Here is a 16,560-nt window from a genome sequence, read left to right on the forward strand (position 1 = left end):
GTCAGCGCCTCCCCAGATAGACGTCGCGGACCATCTCGTCGGTCTCGATGTCGTGGAAAGGTCCACTGCGCAGCCGGCGTCCCTGATGCAGGACCAGCGTCTCGCAATTCAGCGCACGCACGAAGCGGATGTCGTGCTCGACGGCGACGATCGAGAACTCGCCCTTGAGCCGCAGCAGCATCTGCGCCGTCGCCAGCGTCTCCTGCGGCGTCATCCCGGCGGTCGGCTCATCCAGCAACAGAAGGCGTGGCTCGATCGCCAGCGCCATGCCGATCTCGAGCCATTGCTTCTGGCCGTGCGCGAGTTCACCGGCCAGCGTGGCGGCACGGTTGGTCAGCGCGACCAGCTCCAGCAGTTCGCCAACCGAGCGCACAGGCGAGGGCGCGCCCCAGCGCGCGACTTTCAGATTGTCTTCCACCGAGAGGCTCGGGAAGACCGAGGGGATCTGGAACTTGCGGGCGATGCCGAGCCGGGCGATGCGATGCAACGGCAGGCCGGCAATGTCGTGGCCGAGAAAGCGCACGCTGCCGCTGGTCGGCCGAAGCGTGCCGGTCAGCACATTGAGGAAGGTGCTCTTGCCGGCGCCGTTCGGCCCGATGATGCAGCAAAGCTCCTTGTCGCGCACGGTGAGATCAAGCGCCTCCAGCGCCTGCAGCCCGCCAAAGCGGATGCCCACATTCTCGGCCTGGAGCAGGATGTCGCTCATTGTGCGCGCCTCCTGCCCTTGAACAGGCTCTTCAGCCGCGCGTAGATCGACAGGATGCCATCCGGCAGCACGAAGACGATGATGACGAAGACGCCGCCGAGCAGCAGCGGCCACAGGCTCGGATTGAAGCTGCTGATCGTCTGCTGCGCCCGCTGGATGAAGATGGCGCCGAGCACAGGCCCAAGCAGCGTGCCGCGGCCGCCGACCGCCACCCAGACGATGACCTCCGTCGACAGAAGCAGACCGGACAGATCGGGCGCCACCAGCCCTGCCATGCAGACGTAAAGCGCGCCGGCAAGCCCGGCGATCGCCGCCGACAGGACGAAAGTCACGAGCAGCCGCAACGGCGCATTGTGGCCGAGCGCTGCCGCCCTGACTTCATTGTCCTGTATGGCGGTCAACACGGTGCCCCAGCGGCCACGGCTGATCGACCACAGCGCCAGCACGGTCATCGCGACGATGGCCGAGACGAAGATGTAGCTGGGCAGGTCCTGGCTGAGGTCGACATGAAGCCCGCCGAGATCGAACTCGATCGGCGGGATGCCGATCAGGCCGCTGTCGCCGCCGGTGACCGAACTCCAGGAGACGGCAGCCTGCTGGCAAATGACGCCCATCGCCAGCGTAACGATGGTGAAATAGCTGCCACGAATGCCGCCGAAGAACAGGAAGTAGCCGATGATCGCGGCGACGAAGGCTGCACCCGCCACCGCACCGATGATGCCGAGCAGGCTTCCGAAGGGGATGGCGTCATTCAGCGTGACCAGCGCCATGATGTAGCCGCCAATGCCGAAAAAGGCAGCGTGACCGAAACACAGGATTCCGGTGCGGCCCCAGAAGAAGTCGAGGCTCGCCGCGAACAGGCCGAAGATCAGCGCATCGCGGATCACCGTCAGCTGGTAGCCATCGGCGAAGAGGGGATAGACGATGGCGAGTGCCACGCAGACGGCGAAGATCAGCAGCCAGTTGCGATCCCGGGCGATCATCGCGACGCTCCGTTGAACAGGCCGTTGGGCCGCAGACGGACAGCGACGATGGCCGCGAGCAGCACGATCGCCTGGGCCAGTGATGGCGAGATCTGGTAGTTGAGGATGCTGGTCAGCCCGCCGACAAAGACGCTGCCGGCGACAAGGCCGCCGATCGAGCCGACGCCGCCGACAATGACGACGAAGAAGGCGTTGGCGAGATAGTTCACCCCCATCTGCGGCAGCACGATCGCCAGCGGCGCGACTAGTCCGCCGGCCAGTCCGGCGATGGCCGCACCGAAGGTGAAGGCGATGGCGTAGGTGCGCCGGGTGTTGATGCCGACGCCCTCGGCCATTTCACGGTTCTGGATGACGGTGCGGATGTCGAGACCGAAGGACGTCCGGCTGATCAGCAGGATGACGCCGAGCAGGGTCAGCATGGCGATGCCGATCAGGATCAGCCGATAGGCCGGATAGACTGTGAAGATGAGGTCGAGTGTGCCCTCGATCGGCGGCGTCACCGGCTTGGCGCCGAGACCGAAGGTCAGTTCCAGCCCTTGCTGCAGGATCAGGCTGACGCCCCAGGTGGCGAGCACGGTCGAGACCGGCCTGGAATAGAGATGGCGGATGATGACGAATTCGAGGATACAGCCGACCACCGCGCCGGCGATGGGCGCCGCGGCCAATCCCAGCCAGAAAGAGCCGCCCATGCTCTGGACGAAATAGACCGCAAAGGCGCCGACGGTTACGAACTCGCCATGCGCCAGGTTGGTGACGTTCATCAGGCCGAAGCTGATCGCCAGCCCGAGCCCGACCAGCATCAGGATGCTGATCAGCGTTAGCGCATTGAGAAGCGTGGTGACAAAAAAATCCATCGCGTCAGGCCGCACTGGCGAGGCGTTGGCGCAGGCCGGCGAGCAGCCCCTCTGCGGCATCGATCACCGCGGCCTGGTGCGGCTGCAGATCCTGCCCGGCCCATTCGTCGATATGCTCCGACAGCGGGTCGACCACCTCGGTGCGATGATTGGCAAGCGTCTCGATGACGGCATGGCCGCAGAACGGCACGTAGCCTTCGGAATAGCCGCCTTCATGGGTCATGATCAGGCGTCCTTGCGAGGTCTCGGCGGCCAGCGCCACCATCCGCGCGGCCAGGCGCCGGAAGCATTCGCTGTTGAGCATCATGCGGCCGAGCGGATCGAAGCCGGACGCGTCGAAACCGGAGGCGACGATGACGAGGTCCGGCCTGTAGGCGCGCAGCGCCGGCGCGACGACGCGGTCGAAGGTCGCTTCATAGGCGCCGGTCCCGCTGCCGGCCGGCAGCGGGATGTTGATGTTGTAGCCTTCGCCAGCATCTTTCCCGTTGTCGGCCAGCGCACCGCGCCCGGTCGGGTAGAGATTGTCCTGATGCAGGGAAATGGTCAGCACCGACGAGTCGGAATAGAAGACCGTCTCGGTGCCGTTGCCGTGATGCACATCCCAGTCGACCACGGCGGCGCGGCCAAGCAGGCCTTCATGCTGCAGCCGGCGCACGGAGACGCCGATGTTGGAGAACAGGCAGTTGCCCATCGCCTGGTCGGGTTCGGCATGATGCCCCGGCGGCCGCGCCAGCGCATAGGCATTGTCGACGCGGCCGGTCAGCACGGCGCGCATCGCGGCATAGGTGGTGCCGGCCGACAGCAGCGCGATGTCGAAACTGTTGAGACCGATCGGCGCCTGCGGCCCGGCGAACCCGGAACCACGCTCGCTGAGCGTGCGGATATCATCGACATGGCGTTGCGTATGGACGCGCAGAAGGTCCTCGACCGAGACCGGCTCGGGAATGATCGGCACCAGATGCCGCGACAGGCCGCTGACCTGGATGAGGTTGTTCAGCCGGCGCTTCGAGCCGGGGGATTCCAGATGGCGGCCGGGTTCCACGAAGCGGCCGGGAGGCATCATGTCCGCGCTGGAGCCGGTGTCATGCCACATCAGCTGTTCGTGAAAAACGTAGCCTGTCGCCATCCGCAGCGTCCTCTAAAAACCAGGTGACGCTAGCAGGCTAACGATCATGTGGCCCGACCCGAAAGAGGGGTTGTGCCTGTTATCTATGCCCCTCCTTTCGGAGGGGTATGGGCGCCAACGGACCCTTGCGCGGCGCGCACCGCCTGGACCCGGTTGGTCACCGCCAGCTTGCCGAAAATGTTCTTCAGATGCCACTTCACCGTGGTTTCGCTCACCGACAGCGCAAAGGCGATATCGCGATTGGACATGCCCTCGGCGAGATAGCGCAGCAGTTCGGCCTCGCGCTGAGTGAGCTGTTCCTTCTCAGCGGCTGGTGCGGCCAGCTTGCGCGTCGCCGCGGGCATTGTCTGCGCGGCATCGATGATGCGCGTTGCATAGGCTGACAGCGCGGGGTCGGTCTTCGCCTGAGCCGCACGCAGCCGCATCAACCCTTCGACGACAGACCTTCCCTCGTCGACGAAGGAACGGATGAAGCCTGACGGCTGGGCAAGACGCAACGCTTCGAGCAGACAGCGGTCTGCCTCGCGTTGATCGTGGGCAGCGCTGGCTGCCTTGGCGCTCAGGATCAACGCCAATATATGGCGGCGCATGCGCCCGCTGTTTCGCGTTCGCTCCAGAAGCGCGTCGAAAACCCGCGTGGCAGCGGCATAGGATTTCTCGGCCGTCAGCAAGCGGCCTTCGGCAAAGAACTCGAACTCGTTTGCTGTGGTGATGACGGTTGAAGCCTCGGTCCCTTCGCCGCGATGCTCGGCCAGCAGCGCCCGGGCCTCATCAATTCGGTTCTGGTCGAGCAGCACGCGTATGCGGTCATGCATGATCATCGATGCCAGGCGGCGATACACCGTGCCGCGCACGCGTTGATAGACGCGCTCAAGCATATCCAGTGCCGCTTCGGTGCGACCGGTCAGCTGCAGCACGCGGGCATAGGTCGGCACGCTGGCCAAGGGATAGACGATCACCGCCGCACCCTCGATCTGCGGTCCGAGATTCTCGACCAGGGTCAGCGCTTCGCCTGACGCATTGGTTTCGTAGGCAAGCTCGGCAAGCAGCGTTCCGGCCAAGGCCTCGGCATAGGAATTTGCACCGATCCGCGCCCTTGCCTCTATGATGGCGTTGCGCAGCAGCCGCTCGGCGGCGGGCAAGCGGCCGGCCGAACGCTCGACAACGGCCATGTAGCAATTGGCGATGGTGACGCCGAGCAGGCTGCCGCTTCGCTCGTGCGCCCGTCTAGCCGCATCGATCGCGGCGCGCGCACCTTCGAGGTCGCCCAGCGCATAGAGGTTGTAGCCAATGACATTGGCGGTCGCGCCTTCCATGAACCAGGCATCGGGCGCGATGACACGCAGGGCCGCAAGTGCTGTGTCGCGCGCTTGATCGAACTGCTCCAGCGTGCTGTGGACGGCAGCGGCGAGAACCACGAGCTCGGCCTCGATCGTTGTGCCGGTCATCGTGCCTGGATCATTGCTGTCAGCCGGTCCGGTCTCGACCAGCTTGCGCGCATTGCTCAGCGTCTGTTGGGCAATCTCGGGTTGGCTGCTGTGCACCGCCAGCCACAGCACGACCAGCTGCAGCCGGATGCGCTGGTCGATCAGCTTCCTCGGCAGCAGTGCCAGCAACTGGCGTACGTAAAGAAGCTGGCACTGGGCGATGAGGTCGAGCGCGTTGTTTTCGACGAACACCGCCGCGCGAGCCTGGTCGCCGGCTGCGAGCGCGTGCCCGATCGCCTCGGTCAGCATCTTGCGCTCGCCGAACCATTCGGCGGCCGCCAGATGCAGCGGCGCGATCATCTCCGGTTCGCGCCGTTCCATTTCGCGGCTGAGGAAATCGCGGAACAGATGATGGTAGCGGTACCAGCGCCGCTCCTCGTCGAGCGGCACCAGGAACAGGTTGCGCGTCTCGATTTCGGTGATCGCTGTCTCTGCATCCGCCGCGCGCATCACCGCCCGGCAGGCTTCGGCGCTGAAGCGTTCGAAAATCGAGCTGTAGAGCAGGAACTTCGCGATCGCCTGCGGCAATTCCAGGAACACTTCACCCATCAGGAAGTCGGCGACGTTGCGGTTGGCGCCGGTGAAATTGCCGATGACGGTTTCGGGTGCATGTGCGGCACTCAGCGACAGCGAGGCCAGTTGCAGGCCGGCGGCCCATCCTTCTGTCCGTGAACACAAGGTTTCCACCGTGCCGCTGCTGACGCTCAGGCCCAGCTTCTCGTTGAAGAAAGCTTCGGCTTCGGACGAGGCGAAACGCAGATCGTCGGGACCGATCTCGAAAACGTCGCCAAGCACCCGGAGCTTACCGAGCTGCAGGTCGGGCAGGCTGCGCGAGCCGATGACGAAGGCGACGTTTGCCGGCGCCTGCCGGGTCAGGCGCTCCATGAACCGCTTCACCGCCGGCGCCTCGATGGCGTGGTAGTCGTCGAAGAACAAGGTGATGTCGGCCTCGCGCGCCGCCAGACCCGCCACAAGTGCTGCGAGCACGACATCCAGCTGCGGGATTGGGCTCGACTGGAAGGCAAGATCGAGTTCCGCAGGGCTCTGGACGAGATGGCGCAGCGCGCCCACCAGATGCGACAGGAAGGCGCCCTCGTCATTGTCGGTTGCCTCGCAGGACAGCCATGCGGTCAGCCGGCCGTGGCGCGCGACTTCCGTGGCCCATTGCGCCATCGTCGTCGATTTGCCGAAGCCCGCCGGCGCGGCGAACAGCACGATGCGCGTGTCGATATGGCGCTCCAGCGTCGACAGGATGGTCTCGCGGCGCACCCATCGGCGATGGTGCGGCGACGCTTGGCTGACGGATTGCGGAGCTGTTCTCATCTAGGTCCGCGCAACCTGCCGGTTCTCTGGGGAGGCGGGGGTTCCCTTGCCATTGCTGCAGCCGCTCCACTCCGCTTCGATCAGGGGAATCTGCGGTGCAACATGGCGCGGCAAGGTTCCCTTGATCCGGGGATCGTCGACGATCTCAAACCCGGTCGCGAAGGGCACAAACCCGCAGGCACTGTAGAAACCGATGACGCTGTGATGATCGAAGCTGCTTGTATGCAGCCAGATACGGTTCGGGTTGAGTCGCCATGCGAGATCCAGTGCGCCGGCCATCAGCCGCTTGCCGAAACCTCGGCCGGTCAGGGACGGGAACAGGCCGAAATAGGTGATCTCGATCTCGCTGCTGTCGGCGACGAAGAATTCGACCATGCCGAGATGAGCACCGGTTTCGTCATGGCCGTAGTAGAGATGCTGGCGCGGGTCGGCGAAATGCGCCGCGATCTCGGCGTCGGACATTTCGGAAACGCGATCCCACAGCCAGGGAGCGCCGATCTCAAGGAAGATCGCTCGGTAGGAAGCGCAGTCGGGCGTCGTGATCCGTGTCATGGCCAAGGGGTGCGCGAGACCGGGCTGCGGCGAGCGCGCCTCCATCCACGTCACCGCATTGGCAAGCTTGCCCGCCGGCAGGCGATGGTAGCCAATGGCGAGATCGGTGATTTCGGCCGGCATCGTGTCTTCGCTGATCAACGCATTCCTCGTCATGTCTTCCAGAGATAGCAGTATCGGCTTGCTGCATCCGATGCCAACTCCCCAAAATCATGGCAGCATCGAACGGCAAGTCCTGGACTGAAAGTTTGACGCGTATGCCTCTTGCATTTCACAAGAATGGCATATGAGATATGATACACCATTCGGATGAAAGTGAAATATGATGCCTGAGCGGATTGCGGACGAGGCTGTTCTCAGCGCGGTCGATGACGGCTTCGCGCGGCAGGTCGCGTTTCTGCAAGACCTCGTGCGTTTTCCCTCGCAGCGTGGCGAGGAACACGCCGCGCAGTCGTTCATGGCGGCTGCCTACGAGGCGGATGGCTACGCGGTCGACATGTGGCGCGTCGATGTCGATGCGATTCGCGACCTGCCGGGTTTTTCGCCCGTGGCGGTTTCCTATGACGATGCCTTCAATGTCGTTGCCACGCATACGCCGCGAAACGCGACCGGCCGCTCGCTGATCCTCAACGGCCATATCGATGTCGTTCCGACCGGACCGCTCGACCGCTGGGTGCGCGATCCCTACGATTCGGTGGTCCAGGACGGCTGGATGCATGGCCGCGGCGCCGGCGACATGAAGGCCGGCCTGTCCGCCTGCCTCTATGCGCTGACCGCCTTGCGCAGTCTCGGCTATCAGCCGGCCGCGAACGTCTACCTCCAGTCGGTGGTCGAGGAAGAGTGCACCGGCAATGGCGCGCTCGCCTGCTTGCAGCGCGGCTACCGCGCCGATGCCGCTTTCATTCCCGAACCGCTGGAGCCGAGACTGATGCGGGCGCAGGTCGGGCCGATCTGGTTCCGGGTCGAGGTCGACGGCGACCCGCAGCACGCCTCGGGTGCATTCTCGGCCGGCGCCAATGCCATCGAAAAGGCATTCGTCATCATCCAGGCGTTGAAGCAGCTCGAAATCGTCTGGAATGCGCGCAAGGTCGACGACAAGCATTTCCACGATCACCCGCACCCGATCCGCTTCAACCTCGGCAAGATCGAAGGCGGCGAGTGGACATCGAGCGTTCCGGCGCGCTGTGTCTTCGAGATGCGCGTCGCCACCTACCCCGGCCAGAAGCTCGAGGATGCGAGAGCCGAGCTCGAAGCCTGCATCGCCGATGCGGCCCGCGCCGACCCCTTCCTGGCCAATCGCCCGCCGAGCCTCACCTACAATGGCTTCATGGCCGAAGGCTATGTGCTGGAGGGTGCAGACGAGATGGAAGCCGTGCTGCGCCGCAGCCACACCGCCGTCTGGGGCGAGCCACTGACGGAACACGTCACTTCGGCTACCACCGATGCGCGGTTCTTCGGCCTCTATGCCGACACGCCGGCGATCGTCTATGGCCCGATCTGCCGCATGCCGCATGGTTATGACGAGGCGGTCGATCTCGACTCTGTGCGCAAGGTCACCCAGACGATCGCGCTGTTCATTGCCGACTGGTGCGGTCTTGAACCGATCGCTCCCGAGGCCAAGCCATGAATGCCGGGGTGCCCGATGCTTTCGGCGAAACACTCGCCGAGGACGCGCCTGATGTCTCGACCGCCGAAGCGCTTGCCATCCTGCGCCGGTACTACGGGCTCACGGGCACCGCGCGTCCGCTGCCTGGCGAACGCGACCACAATTTCCACATCCAGGCCGACGGCGAGCGTGAGTTCGTTCTGAAGATCTCCCATCCGGCGGAAGAGGCCGGCTTCACCGATTTCCAGAACAAGGCGCTCGACCACATCCTTGCAGTCGACCCCACCTTGCCGGTTCCCTCGGTGCGCAAAAGTCTTGAGGGCGAGGCGCAATTCGCGGCCAGTGTTGGTGGATCGGCGCCGCGCATCATCCGGCTGGTCACCTATCTACCCGGCCAGTTGCTGTCGCGCTCGCCGACTTCTGAGGCGCAGGATCGCAATCTTGGCATCTTCCTCGCCCGTCTTGGCCGGGCGCTGCGCGGTTTCTTCCACCCGGCCGCCGGCAGCGACCTGCTCTGGGATATCCGCAAGGTCGCCAAGACGCGGCCGATGATGGCGCATATCGCTGACGCTGGCCGGCGGGCCATGGTCGAACGCGCGATCGGCTCCTTCGAGGAGCATGCGGCGCCGGTCATTCCGAAACTGCGCGCCCAGATCGTCCACAACGACATGAACTCCTACAATGTGGTGATGGACGCTTCGCGGCCCGAGGTGGTGAGCGGCATTCTCGATTTCGGCGACATGATCCACTCGCCGCTGATCTGCGACCTCGCCATCGGTGCCGTCTACCGCTGGCCGGCGGAAGGCCATCCGCTGGCGCCGGCAGCACGTTTTGTCGCCGGCTATCAATCGGTCCAGCCACTGGAGGAGGAAGAGATCGGCATTCTCTTCAATCTGATCCGTGCTCGCCTTGCGCTCATCGTCAACATCGCCAGTTGGCAGGCCGAGCGCTTCCCGGCCAAGCGCGACTATGTGCTGCGCCTCGCCACCGAGGTCTGGGCTTCGCTCGAACGGCTGGACGGCTTGTCGTCCGCTGATGCCCGCCGCTATTTTCTCGACCATTCCAATCCGGAGTAGATGCTCGTGTCCCAGTCCTCGCTATACCCTGCAAATGCCGACGCGGCATCGGAGCGCGCGCTGCTCGAGCGCCGCGCCAGGCTGCTCGGGCCGACCTACCGCGCCTTCTACCGCAACCCCATCCATCTGGTGCGTGGCAGCGGCGTCTGGCTCTACGATGCCCAGGGCCGCAAGTTCCTCGACGCCTACAACAACGTCGCCTCGGTCGGCCACTGCCACCCGCGTGTTGTCGAGGCGCTATCGGGGCAGGCCGCCACGCTCAACACCCACACGCGCTATCTCAGCGAGATCATCCTCGACTACGCGGAGAAACTACTCGGCACCGTTCCGGCCCATCTCGGCCACGCCATGTTCACCTGCACCGGCAGCGAGGCCAACGACCTCGCCATCCGTATCGCCCAGCATTCCAGTGGCGGCACGGGGGTGATCATCACCGATTTCGCCTATCACGGCGCCACCATCGCGACGGCGCAGCTGTCGCCGGCGGCGGTCGGGGCTAAGGGCGTGCCCGCACACCATCGCACCGTGGCAGCGCCGGACACGTTCCGCGACCATGGCCGGGCCGCACATGATTTCGCGAAAAATGTCGCGGCCGCCATCGAGGATATGCGCGCAAAAAATGTCCGGCCGGCGGCATTGCTTCTCGACTCGGCCTTTTCCAGCGACGGCATCTTCTTTCCGGATGCGGCGGTGATGCGCGAGGCGGCGGACCATGTGAAAAAGGCCGGTGGTATCGTCATCGCAGACGAGGTCCAGTCCGGCTTCGGCCGGCTTGGCCAGGGCATGTGGGGCTTCGCCAATTATGGCATCGAGCCGGATATCGTGACGATGGGCAAGCCGATCGGCGACGGGCATCCGATGGGTGCGGTGCTGGTGCGGCCGCAGCTTGTCGCCTCGTTCGGCTCGAACACCGGCTACTTCAACACCTTCGGCGGCAATCCCGTCGCGGCCGCCGTCGGCCTCGCCGTTCTGGAGATCATCGAAGGCGAGGGGCTGATCGAGAATGCACGCAACGTCGGCGCCTATACGAGTGAACTGCTGCGCGCCCTGCAGAGCCGGCATGGCGCGGTCACCGACATCAGGCACAACGGCCTCTATTTCGGCGTCGAGCTGATGGCGGACGGCGACGAGGCGCTGGCCGTCACCAAGACATCGGCGGTCGTCGAAGCCATGCGCGAGGACGGCGTGCTGATCTCATCCTGCGGTCCGCGCGGCAATGTGCTGAAGATCAGGCCGCCACTGCCGTTTGCCAGGGACAATGCCGAGCAACTGGCCGAGACGCTCGATCGCGCTCTGTCGAACTGGTGAGCGGGCCGAACGCATGCTGAAGCTCGAACATCAAACCCTGAATGACCGCGCCTATGGCGCGCTCAAGCAGGAATTGATTTCCGGGGGCTTCAGCCCGGGCCAAACGCTGGTCATCCGCAAGCTCGCCGAGACGTTCGGCATCTCGACGACGCCGATCCGCGAGGCGCTGCAGAGGCTTGTCGCCGAGCGGCTGCTCGAGATGCAGAACAACCGATCGGTCATCGTGCCGTTGCTGTCCGCGCCTGCCTTCGAGGAACTGACGCGCATCCGCATCGCCGTCGAGGGACTGGCGGGCGAGATGGCGGCGACCAGGATGACGGAGAGCGCGCTCGTTGACATCCAGGCCACGCTCGCCGGCATGCAGCGTGCCATCGAGGCCGGTGACGCCCAGGCCTATCTGACGCTGAACGAGGCGTTCCACTTTGCCATCTACCAGCATGCCGGTGCACCGATCCTGTTGAACATGATCCGCGACCTCTGGGGGCGGGTTGGGCCCTATCTCAAGCTGCTGATGCAGGCCGATCGCTACATCCCGCACTCCAACGACGCGCATCGCAAGATCGTCGCCGCACTGGAGCAGCGCAGCGGCCCCACTGTGCGGGTCTTCATAGAAGAGGACATCGCGATGGCGGCCGCGGTTCTGTCGGCAAACCTTGGCAAGGTGAAGTGACTGCCTAGCTCGTCCTGTCCAGCCGATCGCGCAGCATGCTCCAGCCGAGCAGCATGTTGGGCGCGTGCCGCAGCAAGGCATGGAACGGGATCGGTGCCGGCGGCGCGAAGGGCAGCGGCAGGTCGCGGGCGTCTGTTCCGGCGGCCCAATCGGCCAGCACCTTGCCCATCGCCGTGGTCATGGCGATGCCGCGCCCGTTGCAGGCACGACCGGCGATCAGGCCGGAACCGAGGTCGATCAGGTGCGGCAGGAAATCCGGTTCGACGGCAGCCATCCCCGACCAGCTGTAGGTAAGCGGCGGCAACTCAGGCAGGTCGAGATGCCGGCCAAGCCGCCGCCAGATCATCTGCGGTACGCGCGTATCAGCACCGGCGCCGAGAATATGCATGCCGCCGCTGATCAGACGGTTGTCGGCATCGAAGCGGAAGGTGAAGAGATTGCGCCTAGTGTCGCCGACACCTTGCCCGCCGGGAAGCAACCGGCTGCGTATTTCACGAGGCAGTGGCGCTGTCGCGATCTGGAAGACTTTCAGCGGGAAATAGGTTTGCTGCAATGACGGGTTGAGGGACCAGCCATAGGCGTTGGTGGCGATCAGCACCTTGCCGGCGCGTACCGATCCCACCGGCGTTTTCAGCATCCAACCATCGGCCATGCGATCAACCGAGGTGACGCGCGTCTGCTCGAAGATCTTCGCGCCGGCCTTCTCCGCCGCATCGGCGAGCCCCCGCGCATAGGCGACCGGATTGAGCACGCCGCCGGAACGATCCATCCAGCCGCCGACATAGCCCGGCACGCCCGTCAGGGCATCGACTTCCTGCCGATACAATGTGACTGCCGGCCGGCCAAGCTGTGCCCATTGCCCGGCACGTGACTTGACCTTCTCGAAGGCGGCTGGCGAATGCGCCGGCTGGATCCATCCGTTCTGCACGGCGTCGCAGTCGATGCCGTGCTGCCGGATCAGGCGGAAGACCAGGTCGGCGCTGCCGGCGGCGAAATCGATCAGCCTTTCGCCGCGCGAAGGCCCTAGATGGGCCAGTACGTCGACCGGGTCCATCTTGGCGAAATTCGGCACGACGAAGCCGGCATTCCTGCCGGTCGCGCCCCAGGCGACGAATTCGGCTTCGAGAACGGCGACGGAAAGGCCTTTGCCCGCGGCGTGCAGCGCGGTTGAAAGGCCGGAAAAGCCGCCGCCGACGATGGCCAGGTCGACATCGAGCCCGCCTTGCAGCGCCGGTCGCTCGCGGCGGTTGCGGCTGACGGCATGCCACAGCGACGCGCCTCGTGCCTCCTGCCGGATCACGGCATTCATGAGCCGGAACTGCTCTTGGTCGTAACCACCTTCGCCCGCTTGCCAAACCGCGGCCGCCGCGGCCTGTCGCCGAACAGGCCGGTGGGCCGGATCAGCAGGATGACGCAGAGCATGACGCCGATGGCGGCGATCTGCAGCGCGGCGGCGCGAGCCTGCTGTTCCGGCGGGAACAGAATGCTGGTCAGCGTGCCCGATCCGGCCCATATCGCCCACACCAGGATGCTGCCGATGACGGCGCCGAGATTGCTGCCCGAGCCGCCGACGATCAGCATCACCCAAACCTGGAAGGTCAGGATCGGCAAGTAATTGTCCGGCGCGATGAAGCCGGTGAAATGAGCCTGCAGCGCGCCGGCCAGCGCCATGATCGCGCCGCCGACGGCAAAGGCCTGGACGCGATAGAAGCGCGCGCTTTTGCCAAGCGAGATCGCCGCCCGCTCGTCCTCGCGCAGCGCCTTCAAGACCCGCCCCCATGGGCTGCGCGCCAAATGCTCCAAGGCGAGATAGGCGATCAGTGTCACCGCGCAGACGACGGCAAGGTTGGACAGGTTGAAGAGCAGCGGCGTCTCGGCGAGGCTGCCGAATGGGCGCGGGATGAAGCCGATGCCGAACGGGCCGCCGGTCAATCTCTGCGCGTTGAGCGCGACCAGTTGCACCACGACGGCGACGCCGAAGGTAGTGATCGCAAGATAGTCGGACCGCAGACGCAACGTGGCCATGCCGGTCAGCGCCGCGGCGATGCCGCCGGCGACCATGGCGCCCAGCCAGCCGACAAGGATCGGCAGGCCGAAGCCGCCAAGCCGCGCGGCATCGTCCGGTGTCGTCAGCAGCGCCGAGGTGTAGGCGCCGATGGCGACGAAGCCGGCGAGGCCGACATTGAACAGCCCGGTCAGGCCCCATTGCAAATTGAGCCCCAGCGTGACCAGCGAGAAGATCAGCGCGGTGGTCAGGAAGAAGGCGCCGTAGCCGAGCAGGTCCATCAGCGTTCCCTCACACCAAACAGGCCGATCGGCCGCACGAACAGCACCGCCATCAGGATGATGAAGGAGACGGCGGCGCGCCATTCGGCGCCGATCAATTGCACGGCACCGGCCTCGGCCAACCCGATGATCAGGCCGCCGAGCACCGCGCCGGGAATGCTGCCAATGCCGCCGAGGATGGCAGCGGCAAACATCGGCAGCAGCATGTCGAAGCCCATGAACGGGCGGATCTGCACCAGAATGCCGATCATCACGCCGGCCACGCAGGCGAGCGCCCCGCCGATGACCCAGGTGACGCGCACCACGCTGGCGACATCGATGCCGACGATGCGGGCCAGCGCCGCATTCTGGCTCAGGGCTTGCATCGAGCGGCCGGTCTGCGTGCGCGTCATCAACAGATGCACGCCGAACACCAGCACCGCGGTCAGCAGCAGCAGGGCGATCTGGTCGGGCGTGATGCGGATGCCGAAGCCGACCGGCATGGCGATCTGGATCGCGCGGCTGAAATAGGTCGGCCGCGAGGTGAAGGTGAATTCGAGCAGGCTTCGGAGCGCCATCGAGGCGCCGAAGCTCGCCATCACCACGATGATCGCCTGGCCTTGCGAGCGCAGCCGCGCGAACAGCACTTTGTCGAGCAGCAGCGCCAAGAGCGCAGTGAACGCCATGCCGACGACCAGGGCAGCAATGAGCGGCCAGCCGAAGGACAGCGGCGCGATCGGCGCCACCTTGCCGAATGTCGCGCCGATGGCGCTGACGACGGCCAGCGTCGCATAGGTGCCCCAGGCCATGAAGTCGCCATGGGCAAAGTTCGAGAAGCGCAGGATCGAATAGGTGAGCGTCACGCCGATGGCGCCAAGGCCGATCATCGAACCCGTCAGCAACCCGTCGACGACAAATTGCAGGCTCATGCCGTGCCTCCTTTGCCGGCGTGCCCCGTCTTCTCTGCGCTGAGCGGGCGCTGGCCGAGATAGAGCTCGGCCACGACCGGGTCGTTCCACAGTTCGGCGGCGATGCCCTCGTGCCGGTCCTTGCCCTCGACCAGCACATAGGCGCGGTCGCCGATGGCAAGTGCAGCCTTGGCATTCTGTTCGACCAGCAGGATGGTGACGCCGGACTTGCGGATGCCGGCCAGCATCTCGAACACCATCGAGACGAATTTCGGCGACAGGCCGGCCGACGGCTCGTCGAGCACCAGCACCTTGGGGTGGACGATCAGCGCCCGTGCGACGGCAAGCATCTGCCGCTGCCCGCCCGACAGATTGCCGGCGGCGGTGCGACGCTGACGGACGAGGTCGGGGAAAGCCGCATACATCTCCTCGATGCGGTCGGGGATTTCGCGCCGTTCAAGGATGCCGCAGGCAACCCTGAGATTGTCCTCGACCGACATCAGCGGAAAGATGTTTTCGGTCTGCGGCACGAAGGCCAGTCCAAGCCGCACCATCGTGTGCGCAGGCGCGGCGGTGATGTCCTTGCCGTCCAGAAACACCGTGCCGCCGGTGATCGGGACGAGGCCGGCGATGGCCTTGATGAAGCTCGACTTGCCGGCGCCGTTGGGGCCGAGCACGACGACGATCTCGCCCTTTCTGACGGTGATCGAGGCGCCGCGCACGATCGGCACGCCGGGCTCGTAGCCGGCTTCGAGGTCGCGGACATCGAGGACGATCTCGCTCATGCCGCTCCTCCGAGATAGGCCTCGATGACACGTGGGTCGCGAGCGACCTCTTCCGCCGTGCCTTCACTGAGCAACTGGCCGCTCGCCATGACGAGGACGCGATGGCAGAGCCGCGTTACCATGTCGATGTTGTGCTCGATCAGCAGGAAGGTGATGCCGCGCGCGTTGATGTCGCGGATGCGGTCGATGATGACTTCGAGCAGCGTCGCGTTGACGCCGGCCGCCGGTTCGTCGAGCAGGATGATCGCCGGGTCGGCCATCATGACGCGGGCGAGTTCGAGCAGCTTGCGCTGGCCGCCGGAAAGCACACGCGCCGGCTGGTGCGCGAGGTGGGTGAGGGTGACCAGTTGCAGCAGTTCGAGCGCCTTTGTCCTGGCGGCTCTTTCCTGAGCAGCGACGCGCCATGGCGTCACGAAATTGGCGAGCAGCTTTTCGCCGGCCTGGCCCTGTGCCGCCAGCATGATGTTTTCGATGAGCGTCAGATTGGGCAGCGGGCGCGGGATCTGGAAGGTGCGGCCAAGGCCACGGCCGATACGCAAATGCGCGGCTTCGCCCGAGACAGGCGTGCCGTTGAGCAGGATCTCGCCGCTGGTCGGCAGGATGCTGCCGGCAAGCAGGTCGAACATCGTCGTCTTGCCGGCGCCGTTGGGGCCGATCAGGCCGAGGATTTCTCCCTTTTTGACGTCAAACGAGACGTCGTTGACAGCGACAAGGCCGCCGAACCGCCTGACGACATTCGTTGCCGTCAGAACCGGGGCGCGGGTTTCCCCTTGCCGTTTGGTTGCCTCGCTCATCAAACCCTCTGGCCGAAGACGATCGTTGCCGTCTCCTGATTATTGATTTGTGATCACACTTGCTTTGATCACGCTATTCGGCTTTAATTTCATCCGCAAGCCGAAAACCGGCCAAGA

General features: G+C 65.1%; 15 protein-coding genes. 4 read left to right on the top strand and 11 right to left on the bottom strand.

All coding sequences use genetic code 11. From position 1 onward, the window contains the following. Position 1: 1 nt before the first annotated feature. The 6 genes from ACFOJ9_RS08150 to ACFOJ9_RS08175 all read right to left on the bottom strand — a co-directional run bounded on the left by ACFOJ9_RS08150 (position 2) and on the right by ACFOJ9_RS08175 (position 7,172). Positions 2–706 (bottom strand): ATP-binding cassette domain-containing protein, encoded by a 705-nt coding sequence (locus ACFOJ9_RS08150; protein ID WP_378978365.1) that lies wholly within the window; start codon positions 704–706, stop codon positions 2–4. After that, positions 703–1,689 (bottom strand): branched-chain amino acid ABC transporter permease, encoded by a 987-nt coding sequence (locus ACFOJ9_RS08155; RefSeq protein WP_378978367.1) that lies wholly within the window; start codon positions 1,687–1,689, stop codon positions 703–705. The genes ACFOJ9_RS08150 and ACFOJ9_RS08155 overlap by 4 nt, the downstream gene beginning before the upstream one ends. Beyond that, positions 1,686–2,543, bottom strand: coding sequence for an urea ABC transporter permease subunit UrtB (gene urtB, locus ACFOJ9_RS08160; RefSeq protein WP_378978369.1), 858 nt, complete (start codon positions 2,541–2,543; stop codon positions 1,686–1,688). Before urtB ends, ACFOJ9_RS08155 begins: the two co-directional genes overlap by 4 nt. 4 nt (positions 2,544–2,547) lie before the next feature. Beyond that, positions 2,548–3,669: a class II histone deacetylase gene (locus ACFOJ9_RS08165; RefSeq protein ID WP_378978371.1), complete on the bottom strand. Its 1,122-nt coding sequence runs from the start codon at positions 3,667–3,669 to the stop codon at positions 2,548–2,550. Positions 3,670–3,752: 83 nt separating this feature from the next. After that, complete coding sequence (locus ACFOJ9_RS08170) at positions 3,753–6,479, bottom strand: LuxR C-terminal-related transcriptional regulator (RefSeq protein WP_378978373.1); 2,727 nt, start codon at positions 6,477–6,479, stop codon at positions 3,753–3,755. Further along, positions 6,480–7,172: a GNAT family N-acetyltransferase gene (locus ACFOJ9_RS08175; RefSeq protein ID WP_378978375.1), complete on the bottom strand. Its 693-nt coding sequence runs from the start codon at positions 7,170–7,172 to the stop codon at positions 6,480–6,482. 184 nt (positions 7,173–7,356) lie between these two features. Here ACFOJ9_RS08175 and ACFOJ9_RS08180 point away from each other — a divergent pair, with 184 nt between their 5' ends. Genes ACFOJ9_RS08180 through ACFOJ9_RS08195 form a run of 4 tightly spaced genes read left to right on the top strand, consistent with a single transcriptional unit; the run spans position 7,357 to position 11,691 of the window. After that, a complete protein-coding gene (locus tag ACFOJ9_RS08180; RefSeq protein WP_378978377.1) occupies positions 7,357–8,658 on the top strand; it encodes an ArgE/DapE family deacylase in 1,302 nt (433 codons plus the stop codon). Then, the gene (locus tag ACFOJ9_RS08185) at positions 8,655–9,713 is read left to right on the top strand and encodes a phosphotransferase (protein WP_378978379.1); all 1,059 of its coding nucleotides are present in this window, start codon (positions 8,655–8,657) and stop codon (positions 9,711–9,713) included. Before ACFOJ9_RS08180 ends, ACFOJ9_RS08185 begins: the two co-directional genes overlap by 4 nt. Beyond that, positions 9,714–11,021 carry an aspartate aminotransferase family protein gene (locus ACFOJ9_RS08190; RefSeq protein WP_378978381.1) on the top strand — a complete coding sequence of 436 codons (1,308 nt, stop codon included), beginning with the start codon at positions 9,714–9,716 and terminating at the stop codon, positions 11,019–11,021. It begins immediately after the preceding gene. 13 nt (positions 11,022–11,034) lie between these two features. Continuing rightward, on the top strand, positions 11,035–11,691 hold the full coding sequence (locus tag ACFOJ9_RS08195; protein WP_378978383.1) for a GntR family transcriptional regulator: 657 nt from the start codon (positions 11,035–11,037) through the stop codon (positions 11,689–11,691). A gap of 4 nt (positions 11,692–11,695) precedes the next feature. On the opposite strand, the gene ACFOJ9_RS08200 is transcribed toward ACFOJ9_RS08195, so the two are convergent. Genes ACFOJ9_RS08200 through ACFOJ9_RS08220 form a run of 5 tightly spaced genes read right to left on the bottom strand, consistent with a single transcriptional unit; the run spans position 11,696 to position 16,443 of the window. Beyond that, entirely contained in the window at positions 11,696–13,000 is a 1,305-nt protein-coding gene (locus tag ACFOJ9_RS08200; RefSeq protein ID WP_378978385.1) for an NAD(P)/FAD-dependent oxidoreductase, read from the bottom strand. Further along, positions 12,997–13,980 (bottom strand): branched-chain amino acid ABC transporter permease, encoded by a 984-nt coding sequence (locus ACFOJ9_RS08205; protein WP_378987650.1) that lies wholly within the window; start codon positions 13,978–13,980, stop codon positions 12,997–12,999. Before ACFOJ9_RS08205 ends, ACFOJ9_RS08200 begins: the two co-directional genes overlap by 4 nt. After that, positions 13,977–14,885 (bottom strand): branched-chain amino acid ABC transporter permease, encoded by a 909-nt coding sequence (locus tag ACFOJ9_RS08210; RefSeq protein WP_378978387.1) that lies wholly within the window; start codon positions 14,883–14,885, stop codon positions 13,977–13,979. The genes ACFOJ9_RS08205 and ACFOJ9_RS08210 overlap by 4 nt, the downstream gene beginning before the upstream one ends. Further along, on the bottom strand, positions 14,882–15,649 hold the full coding sequence (locus ACFOJ9_RS08215; RefSeq protein ID WP_378978389.1) for a branched-chain amino acid ABC transporter ATP-binding protein: 768 nt from the start codon (positions 15,647–15,649) through the stop codon (positions 14,882–14,884). The genes ACFOJ9_RS08210 and ACFOJ9_RS08215 overlap by 4 nt, the downstream gene beginning before the upstream one ends. Next, positions 15,646–16,443 carry an ABC transporter ATP-binding protein gene (locus ACFOJ9_RS08220; RefSeq protein ID WP_378978391.1) on the bottom strand — a complete coding sequence of 266 codons (798 nt, stop codon included), beginning with the start codon at positions 16,441–16,443 and terminating at the stop codon, positions 15,646–15,648. The genes ACFOJ9_RS08215 and ACFOJ9_RS08220 overlap by 4 nt, the downstream gene beginning before the upstream one ends. Positions 16,444–16,560 lie beyond the last annotated feature (117 nt).

This window comes from Mesorhizobium cantuariense, assembly GCF_042647205.1.
Classification (GTDB): Bacteria; Pseudomonadota; Alphaproteobacteria; order Rhizobiales; family Rhizobiaceae; genus Mesorhizobium; species Mesorhizobium cantuariense.